Here is a 21372-nt window from a genome sequence, read left to right as displayed (position 1 = left end):
GCACTGCTAGACAGGACGGGCGGAACGCGTCGGGAAGGAGGCCGTCACCATGTCGTTGTCGCTGTTCTGGCGGATCTTCCTGCTCAACGCGGCGGTGCTCGTCCTCGCGACGGTCCTGCTGCTGCTCGGTCCGGTGACCGTGTCGGCGCCCGTCGTGCTGACCGAGGTGGTGGTGCTGACCGTCGGCCTCGCGGCGATGCTGGTGGCCAACGCGCTGCTGTTGCGCGTCGGCCTGGCGCCCCTGCAACGGCTGACCCGCACCATGCGCACGATCGACCTGCTGCGTCCCGGGCACCGGCTGGCGGTCACCGGCCAGTCCGGGATCGCCGACCTGATCCGTACGTTCAACGCGATGCTCGACCGGTTGGAGGCCGAGCGGGCGACCAGCGCCGCGCGGGCGCTGTCCGCGCAGGAGTCCGAGCGGCGGCGCATCGCCCGGGAACTGCACGACGAGATCGGCCAGACGCTGACCGCCGTGCTCCTGGACCTCAAGCGGGTGGCCGACCGGGCACCGGAGCCGATGCGGGACGAGCTGCACGAGGTCCAGGAGAGCACCCGCAACAGCCTCGACGAGATCCGCCGGATCGCCCGCCGGCTGCGCCCCGGCGTGCTCGACGAGTTGGGCCTGGCCAGCGCGCTCAAGGCCCTCACGACCGAATACCGCACCGCCGGCCTGACCGTGCACCGCGACATCGCGGCGGACCTGCCGGACCTCGACGACCAGGTCGAGCTGGTCCTCTACCGGACGGCGCAGGAGGGGCTGACCAACGTCGTCCGGCACTCGGGTGCGCGCAACGCGCACCTGGTGCTGCGCCGGGCGGCCGGCGGCATCGAGCTGCGGGTCCGGGACGACGGCCGCGGGCTCCTGGCCACGCCCGAGGGCGCCGGCATCCGCGGCATGCGGGAGCGGGCCCTGCTCGTCGGCGCCGACCTCAGCATCGGGCCGGACGTGACCGGCGGCACCGACGTGTGTCTGCGGGTTCCCCTGCCGGACGGGACGACCTGACCATGGCCGACCCCACCCGCATCCTCCTCGCCGACGACCACGGGCTGGTCCGTCGTGGGGTCCGACTCATCCTCGACGGCGAGCCCGACCTGACCGTCGTCGCCGAGGCGGCCGACGGGGCCGAGGCCGTCGAACTGGCCCGGGCGACCTCCCCGGACCTGGCGATCCTCGACATCGCGATGCCCCGGATGACCGGCCTGCAGGCCGCCCGGCAGATGTCGCGGGCCCTGCCCGGCCTGCGCATCCTGATGCTGACCATGTACGACAACGAGGAGTACTTCTTCGAGGCCCTCCGGGTCGGCGCCGCCGGCTACGTGCTCAAGTCGGTGGCCGACCGCGACCTGATCGACGCCTGCCGGGCGGCCATGCGGGACGAGCCGTTCCTCTACCCGGGCACCGTCACCACGCTCGTCCGGGACTACCTGGAGCGTGGCGTGAACCCGGACACGGTCGCCGCGCGGCGCATCACCGAGCGCGAGGAGGAGGTCCTCAAACTGGTGGCCGAGGGGCACAGCAGCAAGGACATCGCGGACCTGCTGTTCCTCAGCGTCAAGACCGTCGAACGGCACCGCTCCAACATTCTGCAGAAGCTCGGGCTACGGGACCGGCTCGAACTCACCCGGTACGCCATCCGCGCCGGTCTGATCGAGCCCTAGGGTCGGTGCCGTGGGACGGCACCGACCCCAGGGCCGGGGTCAGGCCGCCGCGCCGCCCCGGGCGGCCGTCACGACCCGGCCCCGCTCCGACTCGGGGAAGCGGTCGAGCATCGCCCGCAGCTCGTCGGCGCTGACGTTGGCGCCGAACGACTCGCTGCCCGGTTCGAGGCGTACGCCCTCGGCGAGCGGGCCGGCCACGACGGGGTCGAACCCGAGGGCGTCCACCAGCGCGGCGACCGTCGCGACGTCGTCGGGGTCGTCCCCGGCGATCGCGATGGCCTTGCGACCGGCGGCGCCGGCGGGCCGGGCCTCGTCCTCCAGGTCGTGGTAGCCCATGTGGTTGAACGCCTTCACGACCCGCGAGTCGGGCAGGAACGCCTGGACGGTCTCGCTGGAAGACGTACGCGGGTCGGTCAGGTCGTCGCGGATGCCGTCGACCTCCCACCAGTAGTTCATCGCGTCGACGACGAGCTTGCCGCGCAGCGCCTGAACCGGCACGCTGCGGTACTTGCCCAGCGGGAGGGCGAGCACGACGATGTCGGCGGCGGCCACGGCGTCCTCGGCGCTGGTGGCGACCGCCCCGGGCGTGAGCACCTCGATGGTGAGGGCGATCTTCGCCGGGTCGCCGGAGCCGGCGACGAGCACCCGGTGGCCGGCGGCCAGGGCGAGCCGGGCGAGCACGGTGCCCACCTTGCCGGCACCGAGGACACCGATGGTCAGGGGCCTGTCGTTCATGTCTTCCTTCCGCGTTGTACCGACGGGTCGGCCGGGCTGTGGTCAGCCGGCCAGCATGTCACGGACCAGTGGGACCACCCGGCTGCCGTACAGCTCGACCGCTCGCAGGCGGGCGCTCACCGGCTGTGCCCCGGCCGTGTAGATGAGGTCGAACCGGCCGACGCCGAGGGCCCGGATGGCGCGCGCGATCCGCCGGGCCACGGTCTCCGGCGAACCGATGTAGAGGGACCCGTGCTCCACCTCGGAGTCGAACTCCTCCCGGCGGATCCGCGGCCAGCCGCGCAGCGCGCCGATGCGGTCCCGCATGACCCGGTAGTACGGCCAGTACAGCTCCTTGGCCTCCTCGTCGGTGTCGGCCACGAAGCCCGGCGAGTGCATGCCGACCGGGTGCGCGGTCGTGCCGAGCTGCTCGGCCGCCCGACGGTAGAGGTCGATGTACGGCGCGAAGCGGTCGGGCGCGCCGCCGATGATGGCGAGCATGAGCGGGAGGTTGTAGCGGGCGGTGCGGACGACCGACTGCGGCGACCCGCCGACGCCGACCCAGGTGCGCAGTCGCCCGGACTCCGTCTTGGGGAAGACGTCGGCGTCCTTGAGCGGGGCGCGCAGATTGCCGCTCCAGGTGACCGGCTCCTCGTCCAGCAGCTTGACGAACAGCTCGATCTTCTCCTCGAACAGCGCGTCGTAGTCCGCCAGGTCGTAGCCGAACAGGGGGAACGACTCGGTGAACGAGCCGCGCCCGAGGATGACCTCGGCCCGCCCGTGCGACAGGGCGTCCACGGTGGCGAAGCGTTGGAAGACGCGCACCGGGTCGTCGGAGCTCAGCACCGTCACCCCGGACGCCAGTCGGATCCGCTGGGTGCGGCTGGCGATGCCGGCCAGCACCGTCTCGGGCGTCGAGACCGAGTATTCGGGTCGGTGGTGCTCGCCGAGGGCGATGACGTCGACGCCGAGCTGGTCGGCCAGCACGGCCTCCTCCACGACCTGCCGGATCGCCGCCGCGTGCGACAGCGGTCGGCCGGCGTCGTCCTCCGGCACGTCGCCGAAGGTGTCGAGACCGAACTCGAGGTCAGACATTGGTGGGCTCCTTCGCCAGCAGCTCCCGGACCCGCGGGGCCACCTCGCTGCCGAGCAGCTCGATGGTGCGCGCGCGTGCCTGTCGGGGCAGGTGCATGATGTCGTATTTCAGGTCGAAGCGGCTCAGCCGCAGATCCCGGGCCACGGTGGCGATCTTGCGTGCCACCGTCTCGGGCGATCCGACGAACAGCGCGCCGGAGTCGATTTCCGCCAGGAAGCGTGCGCGGTCCGGTTTGTAGAAGCCGCGCTCGGCGGCGAGCTGGGCCACGACGGGCTGCCAGTACCGCCACCACGTCTCCACCGCCTCCTCGTCGGTCTCGGCAACGAGTCCGAGAGAGTGCTGCCCGATCGGCTGCGCGGTATGCCCGAACTGTTCGAGTGCCTGTTGGTAGAGCTCGACGTGCCCGGCGAACCGCTGCGGACGGCCGCCGATGATCGCGAGCATGAGCGGGAGCCCGTAGCGGGCGGCGCGGACCACCGAGTTGGGGCTTCCGCCGACGCCGATCCAGGTCGGGATCCCACCGGCCCGCATCCGCGGATGCAGCCGCTGGTCGACGAGCGGGGTGCGTACGGTGCCGGTCCAGGTGACCGATTCCTCCCGTTGAAGCCGGACGAACAGGTCGAGTTTCTCCTCGAACAACCGCTCGTAGTCGGCCAGGTCGTAACCGAACAGGGGGAACGACTCGGTCGCCGACGCGCGTCCGAGCACCAACTGGGCGCGGCCGTTCGACACCGCGTCGAGGGTCGAGAACTCGTGGTAGAGGCGTACCGGGTCGTTCGTGCTGAGCACCGTGACCGAGGTGCCGAGGCCGATCCGCTCGGTCGCCGTCGCGGCGGCGGCGAGCAGCACCGGCGTGGCCGAGTCGTTGTGCCCGTCCCGGTAGTGCTCCCCGACGCTGAACACGTCCAGCCCGACGGACTCGGCGAGTCGCGCCTCGTCGACCAAAAGGCGCACCGTCTCGGCGTCGCTCAGGGTGCGGTCGCCGTCGGTGGCCACCTCTCCGAACGAGTTCAGCCCCAGCTGGAAGTCGTGTGCTGTCATCGTCTCCTCCTCTTGCCGCTCCCCGTGGTGGTGCTCACCGCGGCGGAGACCTGCCGATTGACATGTCAAACATGGTAGCTTCGAATTGACATGTCAATCAGGAGGGCATGATGACGAGGACCACATCCGAGCAGGGGCGGAGACGCCAGCTCCCGACCGCCGAGGAGCTGCGGGTCTGGCGGGACTTCATCGAGACGACCGAGGTCCTCCGGTCCCGCATCGCGTCCCGCCTGCAGAGCGAGTCCGCCCTCTCCCCGGGCGACTACGCGGTCCTGCTCGCCCTCACCGAGGCGCAGGGCCACGGCATGCGCTCGTCCGAGCTCGCGGCGCACATCGGGTGGGAGCGCAGCCGGCTCTCCCACCACCTGGGGCGGATGGAGCGGCGCGGGCTGATCAGTCGCCAGGAGTGTGCCACCGACCCGCGCGGCGCCGACATCCTCCTCACGCCGGCGGGCGCCGACGCCTTCCAGCGGTCCACGGTCCCGCACCTGCGCGCGATCCGGGAGCTCTTCGTCGACGCCCTCACACCGGACCAGATCGCCGCGGCGGGCGAGATCGCGGCCGCGCTCCGTGGGAACCTGGACCCACCAGCGCGGCCGGCCTGACGGTGCGCCGCCGAAGCGCCGGTGGGGTCAGCGCACGGCGACCAGCCGGAACCGCTCCAGCACCGCCAGGGTGTCGTCGTCGACGGTGAAGGCCGGGTCGCCCAGCCACCCCCGGTAGTCCGCGCCGTGCCAGTAACCCTCGTGCCCGGTCCGCCAGGCGGCCACCGAGTCGTCCCCCTCACCCTCGTCCACCGCGTGCCGAAGGTCGACGTCACCGAGCCGGCAGACCCGCACCTCGGTCAGCTCGATCACCGCGACCCGGCGGCCGGCGGAGTCGACCACCGCCGCCCGGTGGCCCACTACGGGGAGCGGCTCTCCGTCGATCTCGTAGTCCTGCAACAACCCGGTCGTGGTGGTCTTCGTCCCGTCGAGCACCGCGGCCACCAACCGGTCGCGCAGCGGCCCGGAGAAGGCGAACTCGAACGCGGGCAGATCGTCGATCACCGGGGGAGGATAGCGGGAGGGCCGGTCACGAGCGGGTCAGGTCCGCCGGCGGACCCGGACGCGCCTCAGGCCCGCCGACGAGGGACTCCGGGGCCCGCATGCGCCACGCGTCGGTGACGAGCTCCTCCAGGCGGCCCGCGTCGACCCGCTCCAGCCGCAGCATGACCAGCGGCAACCCGTCGTAGGCGGGGGTGGTGAAGAACAGCTCGGGCTCGCCGAGCAGCAGCGCCTGCTTCTCCGCCTCGTCGCCGACGTACAGCACGGCCACGTCGGTGCGGAGAACCCGTGGGTGGCCCGGCCGGCGTTCCGGGTAGGACCAGACGAAACCCTTGTCCGCGACCCGGAAGTCGAAGCCGTCGCTGTCGATCTCGACGACGTGCGGCAGGGCCAGCGCCAGCCTTCGGACGTCGTCGGCGTCAGCCATCGAGGTCGCCTCCGACCAGATCTCGCATCCGTACAGCCTAGACCGCGGCGCCCACAGTCGACGGCGACCGGCCGGCCGTTTGCCGGGCCCTCGGCAGGGTAGAGGGGTGGTCGTGACCAACCCTGAGCAGAACGGGCAGCAGGAGCGAGCGCTCGAGACCGGCGAGCTCTACCAGGACGCCGAGGGTCGCCGCACCGGCGACCCACGCGCCGGCGCCGCGCACGCCGACAGCGAGGCCGACCGCAACGCCGAACACCTGGCGCGCGGCGAGGTCGGTCCGGGCGTCCCGGAGCAGTAGGCGGCAGGTCCGAGACGGCGACGACGGCACGGGTCCGCGCCCGCCGCCCCGACCGCCGGCGCCGGTCGGACCTGGCCCACTCACCTCCTCACCGGGCACCGTCGGGTCGGTCGCCGGTCAGGACGACGAGTTGCCGGGTGGCGCGGGTCATCGCGACATAGCGGTCGACCGCCCCCGCGACGCCGCCGCCGAACGACTCCGGGTCGACGAGCACGACCAGGTCGAACTCGAGCCCCTTCGCCAGCTCCGGTGCCAGCGACCGCACCCGCGCCATCTCCGGGAAGGTGGGGTCACCGATGACGCAGGCGATCCCGTCGGCGTGCGCGGCGAGCCAGGCGTCGACGATCGCGCCGAGATCCGACGTCGACCCGTGCACGACCGGGAGGCCCGCGCCGCGGATGGACGTCGGCACGTTGGCGTCCGGGAGCACGGCCCGGATCACCGGCTCGGCCTCCGCCATCACCTCCGCCGGCGTCCGGTAGTTGACGCGCAGCGCGGCCAGGCTGACCCGGTCCAGCCCCACCCGCTCCAGCCGCTCCCGCCACGACTCGGTGAACCCGTGCCGGGCCTGGGCCCGGTCGCCGACGATGGTGAAGCTGCGCGACGGGCACCGCGACAGCAGCATCTGCCACTCCGCGTCGGTCAGCTCCTGCGCCTCGTCCACGACGATGTGCGCGAACGGGCCGGCGAGCGGGTCGGCGTCGCCACCGGCCAGCGCCGTCTCGTCGACGAGGGCGTCCCGCATGTCCTGGCCGACCAGCATCGGCAGCACACCCTCACCGTCGTCGTACGTATGGGCCGCGAGCAGGTCGTCGACGACCCGCGCCATGCGCTCACGCTGGTCGGCGACGGCGGCGGCAGCCCGGCGTCGACGCCGGGACGCCGCCGGGTCGCCCAGCCGTTGCCGTGCCGCGTCCAGCAGCGGCAGGTCCGACACCGTCCAGGCACGCGGATCCGCCCGCTGCAACGTCCGGACCTCGTCCGGGCTGAGCCAGGGCGCGCACCGGCGCAGGTACGCGGGGACCGACCACAGGTCACCGACGACGTCCGCCGCCTCCAGCAGCGGCCACGCCCGGTTGAAGGCCGCCTGCAACGCGCGGTTGCGCAGCAACGACCGGCGGAGAACGTCCTCCGGCTCGTCACCGTCGTGCCGGTCGACCAGGATCGTCAGCAACTCCTCCCAGATCCGGTCCCGCGCCTCGTTGTGCGGCGTGCCCGGATCGGGCGCCTCGAACGCCTCGGCCCAGTCGTCGGCGGTCAGCCGGATCTCCGCCCAGTCGGTCTCCACGGTCAACCCCGTCGTGGGCGGCTCCTCGTAGAACCGGACGGCCGCCTCGATCGCCGTCACCAGGCCCGCCGACGACTTCAGCCGGGCCACCTCCGGGTCGGCCTCGACCCCCGCGGTGGCTCCCTCCGCGACCAGGTCCCGCAGCGTGCAGATCTGCACGCTCTCCTCGCCGAGGCTGGGCAGGACGTCGCCGACGTACGCCAGGTAGGGCTGGTGGGGGCCGACGACCAGCACGCCGCCGCGGCGGTGACCCAGGCGCGGATCGGCGTACAGGAGGTAGGCGGTGCGGTGCAGGGCGACCACGGTCTTGCCCGTACCGGGACCGCCGTCGACCACGAGCGCCCCGTCCGAGCCCGCGCGGATGATGGCGTCCTGGTCGGCCTGGATCGTGCCGAGGACGTCCCGCATCCGCCCCGAGCGGCTGCCACCCAGGCTGGCGATGAAGGCGGACTGGTCGTCGAGCGCCGCGTGCCCCTCCAGCCCGTCCGGGGTGAACACCTCGTCCCAGTAGTCGCTGATCCGGCCGAGGGTCCACCGGTACCGGCGCCGGCTCGCCAGGCCCATCGGGTTGGCGTGCGTCGCCGCGAAGAACGGCTCGGCCGCCGGGGAACGCCAGTCGAGCAGCAGCCGACGCCCCGCGCCGTCGGTGAGCCCGCGCCGCCCGACGTACACCGGCTCCCCGCCGTCCGCGCCGACCATGCGCCCGAGGCACAGGTCCACGCCGAAGCGGCGCAGACCGCGCCGCTGCGCGCTCAGCCGGCGGATCTCCGAGTCCCGGTCCGACGCGGCCCGGCCCTTGCCCCCGGGCGCCCTGCGCGCCGCGTCGAGACGGTCGGCCAGGTCGGTGTCCAGTCGGTCGAGGGCCGCCGCGAGCGCCGCGAAGTGCCGCTCGTCGTCGGCGACCAGATCCGCGTCGGCCTTGGGGGAGAGGTGCTCGGGAAGGTCGAACACGCTGGTGGTCCGGGTGTTCACGGGATGTCCCCCATTTCCGCAGGTGCTTGCCTCGGTCGGCGATTCTGCGCCCTGACCTGGGTCTTGCGGCAAGCCCCCGGGTGGGGTATAGCTTGAAAATGGCGGGGGAGACCGTCGTCCGCGGTGGCGGTGCTCGGGCTGCGTACCCACGTAGTAGAGCGTGACCACGTCGTGGCTCGGCCACGCGACGGCGCTCCCGACGAGCCGGCCGTCGTCGCGCCGACCAGGCGCAGCACGCCGTTGAGCGGCGGGCGCGGCCCCGCACCGCGATGGTCACCAGATCCGCTGGTCTGCGACCGCATCCCGCCCCGGCCCGCGCGCGACGCGGCACGCCCCGGTGCGGTGCCGGACGGCGAATGGTTGCCGAACGCAACCGGATACGCCATCTGCCGTCCACCCGGCGTCGATAGCTTCCCGACGCCAGGCACCACGAAAAGCACCGCACAAGGGGTGGAACATGAGCACGGTGGACCGTCGCACCTTCCTCAAGATGGTGGGCGCGCCCGCGGTGGGCGCGGCACTTCCGGCGAGCCTCGACAAGGCCCTCGCCATTCCGGCCAACAACAAGACCGGCTCCATCAGGGACGTGGAGCACGTCATCATCCTCATGCAGGAGAACCGCTCGTTCGACCACTACTTCGGCACACTGCGCGGCGTACGCGGCTTCGGCGACCCGCATCCGGTGACCCTGCCGTCCGGGAAGGACGTCTGGCACCAGCCCGACGGCGACGGCGAGCTGTTGCCGTTCCGCCCCGAGGTGAAGGACCTCGGTCAGACCTTCCTGCCGGACCCGCCGCACGGCTGGAACGACGGGCACGCCGCCTGGAACGAGGGCCGCTTCGACCAGTGGGTGCCCAACAAGGGCGTCACCGCGATGACCTACCACACCCGTCAGGACCTGGCCTACCACTACGCGCTCGCCGACGCGTTCACGGTCTGCGACAGCTACCACTGCTCGCTGATGGGGCCGACCGACCCGAACCGCTACCACATGTGGAGCGGCTGGGTCGGCAACGACGGCAGGGGCGGCGGCCCGGTCATCACCAACGCCGAGGCCGGCTACGACTGGTCGACCTACCCGGAGCGGCTGGAGCGCAACGGCGTCTCCTGGAAGATCTACCAGGACGTCGGCACCGGCCTCACCGCCGCCGGCTCCTGGGGCTGGACCAACGACCCGTACATCGGCAACTACGGCGACAACTCGCTGCTCTACTTCCACCAGTACCAGAACGCGAAGCCCGGCACCCCGCTCGCGGACCGGGCCAAGACCGGCACCGAGGTCCGGACCCAGGGCCGCGACCCGGAGGCGCTGCTCGCCGACTTCCGCGCCGACGTCGAGGCGGGACGCCTGCCGCAGGTCTCCTGGATCACCGCGCCGGAGGCGTACACCGAGCACCCGAACTGGGAGCCGGCCTACGGCTCCTGGTACATCTCGCAGGTCATCGACATCCTCGCCGCCAACCCCGAGGTGTGGAGCAAGATGGCGCTGTTCATCACGTACGACGAGGAGGGCGGCTTCTTCGACCACGTCGTCCCGCCGACCCCGCCGCAGACCCGCGAGCAGGGGTTGTCGACCGTCCCGACCACCAACGAGATCTTCCCCGGCGACGCCGGCCACCCCGCCGGGCCGTACGGGCTCGGGATCCGGGTTCCGATGATCATCGTGTCGCCGTGGACGCGGGGCGGCTGGGTCAACTCCGAGGTGTTCGACCACACCTCGCTGATCAAGTTCCTGGAGACGCGGTTCGGCGCGGGCCGCCCCGACCTGGTCGAGTCCAACATCACCCCGTGGCGGCGCGCCGTCGTCGGTGATCTGACCAGCGCCTTCGACTTCCGGACCCCCAACCGGGACCGGAACGTGCGGCTGCCCGACACCGACGACTTCAAGCCCGCGGACCTGGTCCGGCACCCCGACGAGGTGCCGGTCCCGCCGGTGGACCAGCGGCTGCCGAAGCAGGAACGGGGCGTACGCCCGGCGCGCGCCCTGCCGTACACCCTGCACGCCACCGGCCGCAGCGGCCGTGACGGCTTCCGCATCGACTTCCGCAACACCGGCGGCGCCGGCGCGGTCTTCCAGGTGCGCGAGGCCGGCAGCGCCGACGCCCCGCGCACCTACACCGTCGAGCCGGGCCGGCAGCTGACCGACACCTGGCCGAGCCGGTCCGGGCACGACCTGTCCGTGCACGGCCCGAACGGCTTCTTCCGGCGGTTCACCGGCGGTCGGAACGCCGCCGACCTGGAGATCACCCCGTCGTACGACGAGCACGGCTACAAACTCGTCCTCGACCTCGTGAACCACGGGTCGAAGCGGGTCGAGGTGACCGTCCGCGACGGCTACCACGGCCGCCCGGTCACCCTGTCGGTGCGGCCCGGTGCGACCGAGCGTGCGAAGTGGACGCTGGAGCGCACCCACGGCTGGTACGACCTGACCGTCACCGTCGCCGGCGACCCCGGCTTCGCGCACCGCTACGCCGGCCACGTCGAGAACGGCAGGGACAGCATCAGCGACCCGGCGCTCGGCGGGCTCGTCTAGGCGTACGCCCTCCGGAGCCCTCCGCCGTCGCCGGCGTGGGCTCCGGGGGCGGGCGTGGCGCGGCTGCGTTCGACGAACCCGGGTCCCCCGAATGGCGGTGCTCAGCGGCTGCGCAACAACCGCGGATGGCTGGACGGCGGGAATGTGTCCCCGTGTGCGTCGGGAATCCGACGGCCCGCTCGGTGCGGCAGCGGAGGGTTGTTGACTGCCCCTGAGTCGATACCGGGCAGTCGGCCCAGGCCGACCGATGGGAGGCATCCGTGGGGCTAGCCGGTCACCGCGCCTTCGGGGGCGCCACGGCAGATCTGCTGTCCGTCGCGCGCCAGGTGTACGAACCCCTCCTGGCGCCGATGCGACTGGGGCGCGACGACATCGCCCAGCAGGACCTCGACGCGTTGGAGGCGTCGCTGGCCCGCATCAACGAGGTCATCGCCAATCCGTCCGCCTTCGGCGGACCCCTGAACCTCAAGCTGACCGCCGGGACCGGCTTCGTGGTGGCGCAGGCCCCCGCCGAGGCACACGTCGTGGTCGGGCCCCTGCCGATCCTCCTGGAACGCAAGCAGGACATCCTCGACCGGCTGGCGCAGCTGCGACCGCAACGCCACCTCGACAACCTCCGCGAGGTGGTCGCGGAGAAGGTCGCCGATCCCTCCGTCCGGGAGGACCTGCTCACCGCGCTGGAGCGGGAGAGCGACCAGCAGAAGGCCATGTCGGAGGAGCTCGACAAGGAACTGGAGCAGGTGAAGCGGGCCGAGTCCGAGGCCCAGGCCCGACTGAAGGTCGAGATCCTGGAGCGCAGGTCCCGCGTCTACAAGTCCTTCCTGGAACGGGAGTCGGTGGCGACCCTGGTGGGCGGCCTCCTCCTCGTCTCCCTGACCGTCGCGTTGCTCGTCGCGATGTTCGCGAAGCTGCCGGTCAGCGAGATCGTCTCGAGCGCCTTCCTGATCATCCTCGGCTACTTCTTCGGGCAGTCGACCAGCCGACGGGGCGACCAGGGCGGGAACTCCGACGCCGGGTGAGGGTGGGTCGTGGCGCCCGCCCCGCGGCGCCGGTCTCCCGGCGGCGGCCCGACGACCGTCAGCCGGCGCGCTTGGCCTCCAGGTGGAGACCGAGAGCCTCGACGACGAGGCGGTGGTCGTCGAGCTGCGGCAGGCCCGACACGGTGACGGTGCCGACCGGGCCGGTGCCCCGCAGGATGATCGGGAAGCAGCCGCCGTGCGCCGCGTACCGGGCCGGGTCGAGGTGGGGTTGCTGCTCGAAGGTGGTACCACGGTCGCGGTAGCTCTGGCCGACCAGGTAGGAGCTGTGCCCGAACCGACGTACGACCCGGATCTTGCGCTCGATCCAGTCGTCGTTGTCGGCGGTGGTGCCGGGCAGCGCGCAGTGGAAGAGCTGGTGGTCGCCGAGCCGGATGTCGACCGTGACGGAGAGGTCCCGCTCCCGGGCCATCCCGACCAGCCGACTGCCCAGCTCCCAGGCGTCGTCGTGGTCGAAGCGGTCGAACTGGAGGCGTTCCTCCTGCTCCTGCAGCTCTGACATCACGGCGTACCGCTCCCTTCCTCGATCGTCACCAGCGATCTAAACAGAGCCGACGCCACACCCCGAGGCCGGGCCGTCCGGGCTCACTCGGCCAGCAGCTCCCGGACCCGGGGGATCACCTTCGTGCCGTACAGCTCGACGGTGTTCACGAGGTGCTCGTGTGCCATCGAACCGTTGGCGTACTTGAGGTCGATGCGCTGCAGCCCGAGCGCCCGTACCGTCTTCGCGATCTTGCGCGCGACGGTCTCCGGTGAGCCGACGTGCCATGCCCCGTCGGCGATGTCGGCCTCGAAGCGGGCACGGTTCATGGGCGGCCAGCCGCGCTCACGGCCGAGGCGGTTGAGCAGGTCACGGGCGTGCGGCCAGAGCAGGTCGGCGGCTTCCTGGTCGGTGTCGGCGACGAAGCCGGGCACGTGCGCGGTGACCGGAAGACGCTCCTGGCCGAACTGGTCGAGAGCCCGGTGGTACAGCTCGACGTAGGGGGCGAACCGGGCCGGGTCGCCGCCGATGACCGCCAGCGCCAGCGGAAAGCCGAGCCGGGCGGCGCGGACCACCGACTGTGGGCTGCCGCCGACGCCCACCCAGGTGCGAATCCGGCCGGACTCCGTCTTCGGGTAGACCTGCTGCTGCTTCAACGGGGCGCGTACGGTGCCCTGCCAGGTCACCGGCTCCTCGTCCAGCAGGCGGGCCATCAGTTCGAGCTTCTCCTCGAAGAGCCGCTCGTAGTCGGCGAGGTCGTAGCCGAACAGCGGGAACGACTCGGTGAACGAGCCCCGGCCGAGCATGATCTCGGCGCGCCCCTGGGACACCGCGTCGAGGGTGGCGAACCGCTCGAACACGCGTACCGGATCGTCGGAGCTCAGAACGGTGACCGCCGTGCCCAGCCGGATGCGCTCGGTCTGGCCGGCGATCGCGGCGAGCACGATCTCCGGGGCCGAGATGGCGTAGTCGTCGCGGTGGTGCTCGCCGAGGCCGATGGCGTCGACGCCGAGCCGGTCGGCGAGGACGGCCTGCTCGACCACGTTGCGGATCACCCGCGCGTAGGGGAGCCGCTTCCCCTGAGCGTCGACGGTGACGTCGCCGAAGCTGTCCAGCCCGAATTCCAGCTCCGTCGCCATGTCGTTCCTCCTGGCCTCGATGCGCCCGGCCGCCCCGTTCGTCCGGCGGCTTCCGGCCCTGCAACGGCGCTCCCGGGGCCCCGCATTCCCGTTCCCCGGCGTGGGGAACGGCACTTTTCCGACCGCACGCCCGACTCTCCGCCGCAGGGGCCCTGATCGACCGATGAGTTTGCGATGATGCGCCGATCTACCCACCGACACCACCCCCGGACGCGAAGGGATCCTCCGATGGCAAAGGTCATCTCCACCCTGTTCATCTCCGCCGACGGCGTCGCCGAGATCGACCCCGACTGGCACTTCCCGTACTTCGACGAGAACATGGGCCGCGCGGTCACGGAGGACTACAACGCGGCCGACGTGCTGCTCATCGGGCGCGAGACGTACGACAGCTTTGCCGGCGCCTGGCCGGACCGGGAGGCGGCCGGCGGGGACGACGCCCCCTTCGCCAAGCAGCTCGGCGACATGCGCAAGGTCGTCGTGTCCCGTCAGCCGCGGCAGTTCACCTGGCGAAACTCCGAGGTGATCGACGGCGACCTCGTCGACGCCGTCGCCGCGCTCAAGGCCGACGCCGGCATCCAGGGCATCCTCATCCCCGGGTCCATCTCCGTGGTGCAGCAGCTACTGGCCGCCGGGCTGGTCGACGAGCTGCGCCTGCTGGTGCACCCGGTGGCGGCGCGCAAGGGCCGCAGGCTGTTCGACGAGGGCGACACCGCGTACCACCTGGCCGTGACGGCGACCGAGGCGTTCCCGACCGGCGTGATCCGGGTGATCTACACGCCGGCCTCCGCGCCCGGGAAGGTCGGCTACGACGAGGTCAAGGAGCAGGTGCCCGCCGGGAAGTGACCCGGACGAGCACACCGGCCCCGGCCGGGTCGGTACGGCGACGGGGGCGACCACCGCGGTGGTCGCCCCCGTCGCCGTCGGTCAACCGTGATCCATCGGCGGGCATCGAACTGACCTAGATCATGATGATCGGGTTGGTCAGCGCCGCCATGTGCCCGCTGGGGTGGCGAACCTCGACGCGGACGAACGTCGACTCCTGGCCGCCGGTGTGCCAGTCGATGCTGCCCGCGCCCCCGTGTGGCAACACCTCACGGTGCGTCACGCCCCGGTCGTTAAGGAAGCTGACCGTGCCGGACGGCACACCCGTCAGCTCAACCCGGGCCACGACCGCCGCGTCTCCGGCTTCCAGTCGCTCACCGATGCCGGCGGTGCGGTCGCCGGCGCGGGCGGTGAACGACAAACCGACCGCACCCGACTCGGCGATCCAGGTGTGTCCAGCCCGGATGCCGGCGAGCAGGGCACCGGAGCCCAGCTCCTCGGCCATAACGACCGTCTCCGGAGTGCCGATCTGACCCCGCAGGTGTACGTCACTGTTGCCTATCGCGGGTCGCCACCGCCCGTGGGGTACCTCGGCCGCCAGAGCGCGGCCCCACTCGGCGACCGCCGCCTCGTTGTCGGCGTTCCAGGGCAGGTCCGAACTCCACAGCCCGTTCCACACCTCGACCGCGTCGAAGCCCTGCAACGGGAACCGGAAGGTGCCGGACGGGTACGGCGCGTGCGGGTGGGCCACGACGCACAGGCCACCGGCCTGATGGACGTGGTCCTGCGCGCGGTCGATCAGGCCGTCGTGAGGCTTGTGGCGCCAGTCGACGACCTGGCCGGGCTCCAGTCCCAGCGCGAGCCAGTGACCGCTGTCGGTGACGATCTCCTGGCCGAGGAGCACCAGCAGATCGTCACCGGCCAGCGACCCCCAGGCCCCGTGGGTGTCCGCGGTGTTGTGCTCCGTGACGGCGATGAAGTCGAGCCCGACCTCGCGGGCGGCGGCGGCGAGCTCCTCCGGCGTCAGCTCACCGCCGTGCGAGCGCCGCGAATGCACATGGCAGTCGCCCCGGTACCAGCCACGCCCCCGTCCGGCCACCCGTCTGGGCGGAAACTCCGCCCCGGCGACGGTCGCCGTCGTCATGCCAACGTCCCGGCCATCGTCGGCATCGTAGCGCCAGTCGACGACGGCCGCACGATGTCGCTCGATCAGGGATGTAGTGGCATCCGTGCGCCGCTGAGGCCACTACATCCTTGGAGTAGCGCGATCGACCCTCATCGGACGGCCCCACTCGTCGGGCACCGCCTCGCCGAAGTCGATCGCGAAGGTGCCCGCCTCGACGCGGTCGATGAACTCCCCGACGGTGTCGGCCTGCCGGATGGCGCCGTCCCAGCCGTCGCTGGAGAGGTCGACCAGCAGCACCGGCGCGGGGTCACCGCGCAGGTCGAGCACGAACTGTTCGCGCGAGCCGTTGTCGCCGATGACCGCGATCCCGGGGTGGGCGTCGGTGGCGTCGTCCCACGCGTCGTGCACCTCCACCATCTCGCTCGGCGAATTGAGCCAGACGTACGTGCCGGTCGCCATCCAGCCCCGCCGGAACCACGACTCACCCTGCAGATAGCGACGCCACTCATCCGGCAGCGGCCGACCCAGCGCCTCCTCGGCCTCGCTGAACTCCTGATCGTCGACCGCGCCGCGGTAGTCGGCCTCTTCGACGATCGCGCCGACGATGTGGGCGTTGAAGTCGGCCAACTCCTCGGCGGGGATCCAGTACTCCAGCACGTCACGGCCGCCGGCCTGGCGAACCTCGTGACGCTCCAGGTAGGAACGCTGGACGTCGAACCGGGTCACGTAGCCCACACCCTCGGCGGGGACGTTCCACTCCCGGGCGATCTTCGTCGCGTACCAGCGGTTGAGCACCGGGTAGAAGATCGGCTGGTCCGGCAGACGCGGTGGCCAGGCGCGCCACCCGGACGCCGCCACGAGGTCGAGCTCGGCCTGCCCGGTGGGACGCCACAGGGTGACCGTGTCGGAGCCGTCGATGGTCCACCCCTCACCGGTTCTGCTCGGCCGCCGGGGCGCGGCGAGCACGCGCCCACCATTGTGGGGCACCCGACTCCGGGCGTAGGCGGCGGGCGGTCCGGGTAGGAGAGGCGAATGCCAGACGTCGGAGACCTCATCGGCGACCGCTACCGCCTGGCCGGCCGGATCGCCGGTGGCGGCATGGGCGAGGTGTGGCGCGCCGAGGACGAGACCCTGAACCGGCCCGTCGCGGTGAAGCTCATGCGCGCCCACATCACCTCGGACTCCAGCGCCGGGGAACGCTTCCGGCGTGAGGCACGCGCGATGGCGGCGCTGCGACACCCCGGGGTGGCGGACGTCTACGACTACGGCGAGGCCGACCAGCCCGACGGCCGGCGGCTCGCCTACATCGTCATGGCGTACGTGGGCGGGCAACCCCTGTCGGCGCGCATCGCCGAGGTGGGCCGGCTGAGCGTGGCGGAGACGGTGTCGATCGTCGCGCAGACCGCCCGGGCCCTGCAGGCCGCCCACGACATCGGCGTGGTGCACCGCGACGTGAAGCCGGGCAACCTCATCATCGAGCCGGACGGGCACGTCGTGCTCGTCGACTTCGGTATCGCGGTCTCCTCGGAGGCGACCAGCCTGACCGCCACGAACCAGGTGCTTGGCACGGCCCTCTACATGGCGCCGGAGCAACTGTCCCGACAGACGGTGACACCGGCCGTGGACGTCTACGCGCTGGGCGCCGTCGCGTACCACTGTCTGGCCGGCCACCCGCCGTTCCCCGGCGACAACCCGATCGCCGTGGCGGTGCGCCGTCTGGAGGAGGCGCCGCCGCCGCTGCCCGACGACGTCCCCCCGGCGGTCCGTGACCTGGTCGCCACGGCCATGGCCCGCGCCCCCGAGCATCGGTTCGCGTCGGCCGGGGCGATGGCCGCCGCCGCGGAGGCCGCCACCGGCCCGCTCGCCGGGACGGCGGCGGCGACCCTCGCGGCGACGGATGTGCTCGGCGTGGCCGTCCCCACGGCCCCCGCCGCGGCCGTACACCCGAACCCGGTGGCCGCCGAGGGGGAGCGGGGGAGCGCCGGCCGGCGCCGGTTGATCATCGGCCTTTCGGTCGCCGCCCTGGCCACGGCGGTGGCCGCCGTCGTGCTCGCCGACCCCGCCGGGTGGACGCCCGGGCGGTCCGGCGTGCCCTCGTCGCCCGGCGTCAACTCCCCGTCGGGACGCCCGGTCGACCGGGACTCCGGCGGAAGCACACCCGAGGGCGTGCGCGGCGGCTCCGCCGATCCGGACGTCACCAGGTCCGCGCGGCCGACGTCCGCACCGGCACGCACCCCGTCCACCCGGCCCAGCGTCCCGGAGGCGTCGCCCTCCGCCACCCGCAGCGCCCCGGAACCGTCCGACGAGCCGACCGACGAGCCGACGACAGAACCGACCGAGGAGCCGGAGTCCCCCTCACCGGGCCCGCGGGCGACCGCCGACGTGGGACCGGTCAGCCGAAACTGACCAGAGCCAGCCAGCGTTCCAGCAACTCCCGGTCGCCGTCGACCCGCACGGTGGCGTCCCGCGGCGGTCGCCGCCCGTACACGGTCAGCAGCAGCTCGACGAGTGGCCCGCGTACGGTCACCGCGGCTTCCTCGTGCGTGCGCCGCCAGGTGCCGACCGGCCCGGTGAGGTCGACCAGCCACTCCCACGCGCCGCCGGACGGCGCGTCGGTGGCGTGCAGGTGCACGGTGCGCCCTGGCCCGAGCAGGGTCCGCCGGTCGGGCTTGAACTCCAGCATCACCGGCAGCGAGTCGAGTTCCATCCACTCGTCGAGCGCGTCGACCACGGCCGACCGGTCGGCGTCGAACGACAGGCCCAACGCCAGAGCCGCGTCCGCCCGGTGGACCAGGGTCTCGTGGGCGAAGCGGCGGGCGTAGAAGGCCGCGTCCGTCCGGCCCGGCACCGGCGTCCACACCTCGGCCGCCGGCCCGGCCGTCCGCAGGGTGTCGGCGAGACGGACCGCACCCTCCGTGAGCCACCGCGCGAGCGCCGCCGGGTCGCCGTCGGTGTGCCCGGACAGCTCGCGCAACTCGGTGTCGGGCAGCGGCGACGACGCCCGGGTCCGCACGATCTCCGTCGCCCAGCGGTGCCCCGCGCCGACGTGCCGCGCGAGCTGGACGACGGTCCAGCCGGGGCAGGACGGCACCGGTGTCCGCAGGTCGACGCCGGCCAGGTGCGACGCCATCAGTCCGGCCTGGGTGACGACACCCTCGCACCAGCCGTCGAAAGCCGCGTCCGTCGCGTTCGTCATCTCACTCCTCCTCCTTCGGGCGACCCGTCCGGCTGCCCGCGTACCAACCGGTCGGAGCGGACGCGCCCGAACCGACACGTCGGAGTGGGACGGTGGCCACGTCGGTCACAATCGGGCCGTGGACCTCACCGAGCTGCGGGCGCTGCTGGCGCGTCATGCCCGACCCGACATGCGTACGTCGATCGACGGGGTGCTGATCTCGAAGGTCGAGCGGCGGACCCCACCGACCACGTCGATGTCCGGCACGGTGCTGGCGTTCATCGCCCAGGGCGCGAAACAGATCGCCCTGGGCGACCGCGTGTACGAGTACCGCGCCGGCCAGTACCTGGTGGCGTCGGTCGACCTGCCGGTCACCGGCCGGTTCACCCGGGCCAGCGCCCACGCCCCGGCGCTCGGGTTCGGGCTGGTCCTGCGACCGGCCCTGATCGCGGAGCTGCTGTCGCAGGCGGCGCCGGGTGATCTTCCGCCGCTGGCCGGTGGCGCGCCGTCGGGGATGGTGGTGAGCGACGCCCCGGACGAGTTGGGCGACGCGGTGGTCCGGCTGCTGCGACTGCTGGACCGGCCCCGGGACGCCACGGTGCTCGCGCCCCTGATCGAACGGGAGATCCTCTGGCGGGTCCTGACCGGGGAGCAGGGGGCTGCGGTCCGGCAACTGGGACTGGCCGACAGCAGCCTCAGTCACGTCGCGCGGGCGGTCACCTGGATCCGTGACCACTACGCGCAGTCGTTCCGGGTGGAGGACCTGGCCCGCCGGTCCGGGATGAGCGCTTCGGCGTTCTACCGGAACTTCCAGGCGGTGACATCGATGAGCCCCATCCAGTTTCAGAAGCAGATCCGGTTGCAGGAGGCGCGGCTCCTGCTCGCCACACACCCCAACGACGTCACCGGTGTGGGGGTGCGGGTCGGCTACGAGAGCCCGTCGCAGTTCAGCCGCGAGTACCGCCGCCAGTTCGGCGCCCCGCCGAGCCAGGACGCGGCCCGTCTGCGCGGTGTCACCCGGGCCCCGGCGCCGGCGGTCGTCTGACCGCCGGCGCCCCCGCTCCGTGGGTCAGGCGGAGACCCGCTGCCAGCGGCGAGCCAGCCACCCGGTGCGGGACCGGCGCGCCGCGGCCGAGAGGAGAGCCGTCGGGTGGAGGGCGTCGAAGCCGTGGAACCCGCCGGCCCAGATGTGCAGGTCGGCGTGCCCACCGGCCGACCAGATGCGGCTGGCGTAGTCGACGCCCTCGTCGCGGAAGACCTCGGCGGAGCCGGCGTCGACGTAGGTGGGGGGCAGGCCGGCGAGGTCGTCGGCGAGCGCCGGTGACACGTACGCCGGGACGTCGCCGTCGAGTCCGTCGAGCACGCACCGCCACCCGAACTCGTTCATCTCCCGAGTCCAGACGCCCGGCCCGCCCGCGTACTGGCGGCTGGAGGTGGTGCCGTTGCGGTGGTCGAGCATGGGGCCGATCAGCACCTGGGCCGCGATCGCCGGGCCGCCCCGGTCGCGGGCCATCAGGGTGACGCCGGCGGCCAGCCCACCGCCCGCGCTGGCGCCCGCCACGACGACGCGCGCCGGGTCGACGCCCAGTTCGGCCGCGTGGTCGGCGACCCAGGTCAGGCCCGTGTAGCAGTCCTCGACCAGCGTCGTGCCGCCGACCTCGGGCGCGAGCCGGTAGTCGACCGAGACCACCACGGCCCCGAGCTGCTCCAGCCACTCCAACGGGATGTCGATCTGGGAGTAGCGGTCACCCATGACCATGCCGCCGCCGTGGATCCAGTAGACGCAGGGAGCCGCGGTGGCCGGGGTGTGGTTCGCGGGGCGCAGGACGGACAGGGTGATCGGTGCGCCGTCCGCGGCGGGGACGGTGAGTTCGCGCCGGTCCACCGCGCGGCCGTCGAGCAGCGGACCGACGGGCTGCACCGCGAACGGTCGGATCTGGGCGAGCATGTCGGCGTCGAGGTGGGGGGTGGCGGGCAGTTGGGCGAGCAGCGTGCCCAGCTCGGGGTCGAAGTCGGGTCGTGCCAGCATCAGGGATGTCCCTTCCGGAGTGTCGGGTGGCGTTCTCAGAAGACGGCTTTGCCGCCGACGGGCACCTCGTCGCCGTAGATTGACTCGGCGGCCAGCAGCGGCTGAAGCGCGGCCACCAGCGCCTGCGCCTGCTCGGTGGCGAAGAACGCGGCGTGGGCCTCCCGGCTCGTCCAGCCCTCGGTCACGTGTACCACGTCCGGGTCGCCGGCCGAGCGGCCGACCAGGAAGACGACGCAGTCCTCGTGGGGTAGCGACGGCGCGTCGAGCAGGAGCGCGACCAGCTCGTCGCCCTTGCCGTGCCGGGCGGTCATGGTGGCGTGGAAGCCATGGTTGACGCTCATCGGATTCCTCCATTGTGGATCGGGGATTTGTTCGGCGCGAATCCAATGGTGGTCCCACCAACAGGGAGAACGTTAGAAGGATCCTCTCCGGTGCTTGCCTGATCCTGCTCATTCCGCGACCGGCCGCCGGGGCCGCGCGGACTGT

Annotated in this window: 22 protein-coding genes and 1 pseudogene; 9 read left to right on the top strand and 14 right to left on the bottom strand. The window is 72.5% G+C overall.

Annotated elements, in window-relative coordinates:
- Window positions 1-49 precede the first annotated feature (49 nt).
- Window positions 50-1006, top strand: coding sequence for a sensor histidine kinase (locus GA0070620_RS06020; RefSeq protein WP_197677555.1), 957 nt, complete (start codon window positions 50-52; stop codon window positions 1004-1006).
- 2 nt (window positions 1007-1008) lie between these two features.
- The gene (locus GA0070620_RS06015) at window positions 1009-1662 is read left to right on the top strand and encodes a response regulator (RefSeq protein ID WP_091588947.1); all 654 of its coding nucleotides are present in this window, start codon (window positions 1009-1011) and stop codon (window positions 1660-1662) included.
- A gap of 39 nt (window positions 1663-1701) precedes the next feature.
- On the opposite strand, the gene GA0070620_RS06010 is transcribed toward GA0070620_RS06015, so the two are convergent.
- From GA0070620_RS06010 to GA0070620_RS06000, 3 genes are read right to left on the bottom strand one after another with little or no spacing between them, the layout of a single operon-like run.
- Complete coding sequence (locus GA0070620_RS06010) at window positions 1702-2397, bottom strand: NADPH-dependent F420 reductase (protein WP_091588946.1); 696 nt, start codon at window positions 2395-2397, stop codon at window positions 1702-1704.
- A 42-nt stretch (window positions 2398-2439) separates the two neighbouring features.
- Window positions 2440-3471, bottom strand: coding sequence for an LLM class flavin-dependent oxidoreductase (locus tag GA0070620_RS06005; RefSeq protein WP_091588945.1), 1032 nt, complete (start codon window positions 3469-3471; stop codon window positions 2440-2442).
- Window positions 3464-4513: an LLM class flavin-dependent oxidoreductase gene (locus tag GA0070620_RS06000; protein ID WP_091588944.1), complete on the bottom strand. Its 1050-nt coding sequence runs from the start codon at window positions 4511-4513 to the stop codon at window positions 3464-3466. The genes GA0070620_RS06005 and GA0070620_RS06000 overlap by 8 nt, the downstream gene beginning before the upstream one ends.
- Window positions 4514-4623: 110 nt before the next feature.
- Here GA0070620_RS06000 and GA0070620_RS05995 point away from each other — a divergent pair, with 110 nt between their 5' ends.
- The gene (locus GA0070620_RS05995; RefSeq protein ID WP_091598128.1) at window positions 4624-5118 is read left to right on the top strand and encodes a MarR family winged helix-turn-helix transcriptional regulator; all 495 of its coding nucleotides are present in this window, start codon (window positions 4624-4626) and stop codon (window positions 5116-5118) included.
- A gap of 27 nt (window positions 5119-5145) precedes the next feature.
- Here GA0070620_RS05995 and GA0070620_RS05990 read toward each other — a convergent pair whose 3' ends face one another.
- On the bottom strand, window positions 5146-5562 hold the full coding sequence (locus GA0070620_RS05990; RefSeq protein WP_091588943.1) for an ASCH domain-containing protein: 417 nt from the start codon (window positions 5560-5562) through the stop codon (window positions 5146-5148).
- 25 nt (window positions 5563-5587) lie between these two features.
- A complete protein-coding gene (locus GA0070620_RS05985) occupies window positions 5588-5986 on the bottom strand; it encodes an MmcQ/YjbR family DNA-binding protein (RefSeq protein WP_091588942.1) in 399 nt (132 codons plus the stop codon).
- Between the two features lie 112 nt (window positions 5987-6098).
- Here GA0070620_RS05985 and GA0070620_RS05980 point away from each other — a divergent pair, with 112 nt between their 5' ends.
- A complete protein-coding gene (locus GA0070620_RS05980) occupies window positions 6099-6284 on the top strand; it encodes a ribonuclease (protein WP_091588941.1) in 186 nt (61 codons plus the stop codon).
- 88 nt (window positions 6285-6372) lie between these two features.
- Here the strand turns inward: GA0070620_RS05980 and helR are convergent, their stop codons facing one another.
- A complete protein-coding gene (gene helR / locus GA0070620_RS05975) occupies window positions 6373-8544 on the bottom strand; it encodes an RNA polymerase recycling motor ATPase HelR (RefSeq protein ID WP_091588940.1) in 2172 nt (723 codons plus the stop codon).
- A gap of 457 nt (window positions 8545-9001) precedes the next feature.
- Between helR and GA0070620_RS05970 the strand changes: the two genes are divergently transcribed.
- Both GA0070620_RS05970 and GA0070620_RS05965 read left to right on the top strand, forming a co-directional pair.
- Entirely contained in the window at window positions 9002-11077 is a 2076-nt protein-coding gene (locus GA0070620_RS05970) for a phosphocholine-specific phospholipase C (protein WP_091588939.1), read from the top strand.
- Between the two features lie 350 nt (window positions 11078-11427).
- Window positions 11428-12096, top strand: coding sequence for a hypothetical protein (locus GA0070620_RS05965; RefSeq protein ID WP_157741541.1), 669 nt, complete (start codon window positions 11428-11430; stop codon window positions 12094-12096).
- A gap of 58 nt (window positions 12097-12154) precedes the next feature.
- On the opposite strand, the gene GA0070620_RS05960 is transcribed toward GA0070620_RS05965, so the two are convergent.
- On the bottom strand, window positions 12155-12616 hold the full coding sequence (locus GA0070620_RS05960; protein WP_091588937.1) for a heme-degrading domain-containing protein: 462 nt from the start codon (window positions 12614-12616) through the stop codon (window positions 12155-12157).
- An 83-nt stretch (window positions 12617-12699) separates the two neighbouring features.
- Window positions 12700-13734 (bottom strand): LLM class flavin-dependent oxidoreductase, encoded by a 1035-nt coding sequence (locus tag GA0070620_RS05955; protein ID WP_091588936.1) that lies wholly within the window; start codon window positions 13732-13734, stop codon window positions 12700-12702.
- 228 nt (window positions 13735-13962) lie between these two features.
- Between GA0070620_RS05955 and GA0070620_RS05950 the strand changes: the two genes are divergently transcribed.
- Entirely contained in the window at window positions 13963-14577 is a 615-nt protein-coding gene (locus GA0070620_RS05950; protein WP_091588935.1) for a dihydrofolate reductase family protein, read from the top strand.
- 115 nt (window positions 14578-14692) lie between these two features.
- Here the strand turns inward: GA0070620_RS05950 and GA0070620_RS05945 are convergent, their stop codons facing one another.
- The 3 genes and pseudogenes from GA0070620_RS05945 to GA0070620_RS05940 all read right to left on the bottom strand — a co-directional run.
- Window positions 14693-15700, bottom strand: coding sequence for a CehA/McbA family metallohydrolase (locus GA0070620_RS05945; protein WP_172836387.1), 1008 nt, complete (start codon window positions 15698-15700; stop codon window positions 14693-14695).
- A 102-nt stretch (window positions 15701-15802) separates the two neighbouring features.
- Window positions 15803-16276, bottom strand: coding sequence for an SMI1/KNR4 family protein (locus GA0070620_RS34120; RefSeq protein ID WP_331713240.1), 474 nt, complete (start codon window positions 16274-16276; stop codon window positions 15803-15805).
- Window positions 16274-16600, bottom strand: a pseudogene (locus GA0070620_RS05940) (ADP-ribosylation/crystallin J1); the annotation flags it as partial. The pseudogene GA0070620_RS05940 and the gene GA0070620_RS34120, both read right to left, overlap by 3 nt.
- A 114-nt stretch (window positions 16601-16714) precedes the next feature.
- On the opposite strand from GA0070620_RS05940, the gene GA0070620_RS05935 reads away from it, so the two are divergent.
- Complete coding sequence (locus GA0070620_RS05935) at window positions 16715-18088, top strand: serine/threonine-protein kinase (RefSeq protein WP_091588934.1); 1374 nt, start codon at window positions 16715-16717, stop codon at window positions 18086-18088.
- On the opposite strand, the gene GA0070620_RS05930 is transcribed toward GA0070620_RS05935, so the two are convergent.
- Window positions 18075-18878, bottom strand: coding sequence for a maleylpyruvate isomerase family mycothiol-dependent enzyme (locus GA0070620_RS05930; protein WP_091588933.1), 804 nt, complete (start codon window positions 18876-18878; stop codon window positions 18075-18077). The two genes, GA0070620_RS05935 and GA0070620_RS05930, sit on opposite strands and share 14 nt — an antisense overlap.
- Before the next feature lie 118 nt (window positions 18879-18996).
- On the opposite strand from GA0070620_RS05930, the gene GA0070620_RS05925 reads away from it, so the two are divergent.
- Window positions 18997-19902, top strand: a complete 906-nt coding sequence (locus GA0070620_RS05925; RefSeq protein ID WP_091588932.1) for an AraC family transcriptional regulator — start codon at window positions 18997-18999, stop codon at window positions 19900-19902.
- A 24-nt stretch (window positions 19903-19926) separates the two neighbouring features.
- On the opposite strand, the gene GA0070620_RS05920 is transcribed toward GA0070620_RS05925, so the two are convergent.
- Both GA0070620_RS05920 and GA0070620_RS05915 read right to left on the bottom strand, forming a co-directional pair.
- Window positions 19927-20886 carry an alpha/beta hydrolase fold domain-containing protein gene (locus GA0070620_RS05920; protein WP_231922250.1) on the bottom strand — a complete coding sequence of 320 codons (960 nt, stop codon included), beginning with the start codon at window positions 20884-20886 and terminating at the stop codon, window positions 19927-19929.
- A gap of 35 nt (window positions 20887-20921) precedes the next feature.
- A complete protein-coding gene (locus tag GA0070620_RS05915; RefSeq protein WP_091598119.1) occupies window positions 20922-21227 on the bottom strand; it encodes a putative quinol monooxygenase in 306 nt (101 codons plus the stop codon).
- Window positions 21228-21372 lie beyond the last annotated feature (145 nt).

Origin of the sequence: Micromonospora krabiensis, from assembly GCF_900091425.1 — a bacterium.
Taxonomy (GTDB): domain Bacteria; phylum Actinomycetota; class Actinomycetes; order Mycobacteriales; family Micromonosporaceae; genus Micromonospora; species Micromonospora krabiensis.
The sequence above is the reverse complement of the archived record's forward strand: the minus strand, read 5'-3'. Positions and strand labels throughout refer to the sequence as shown.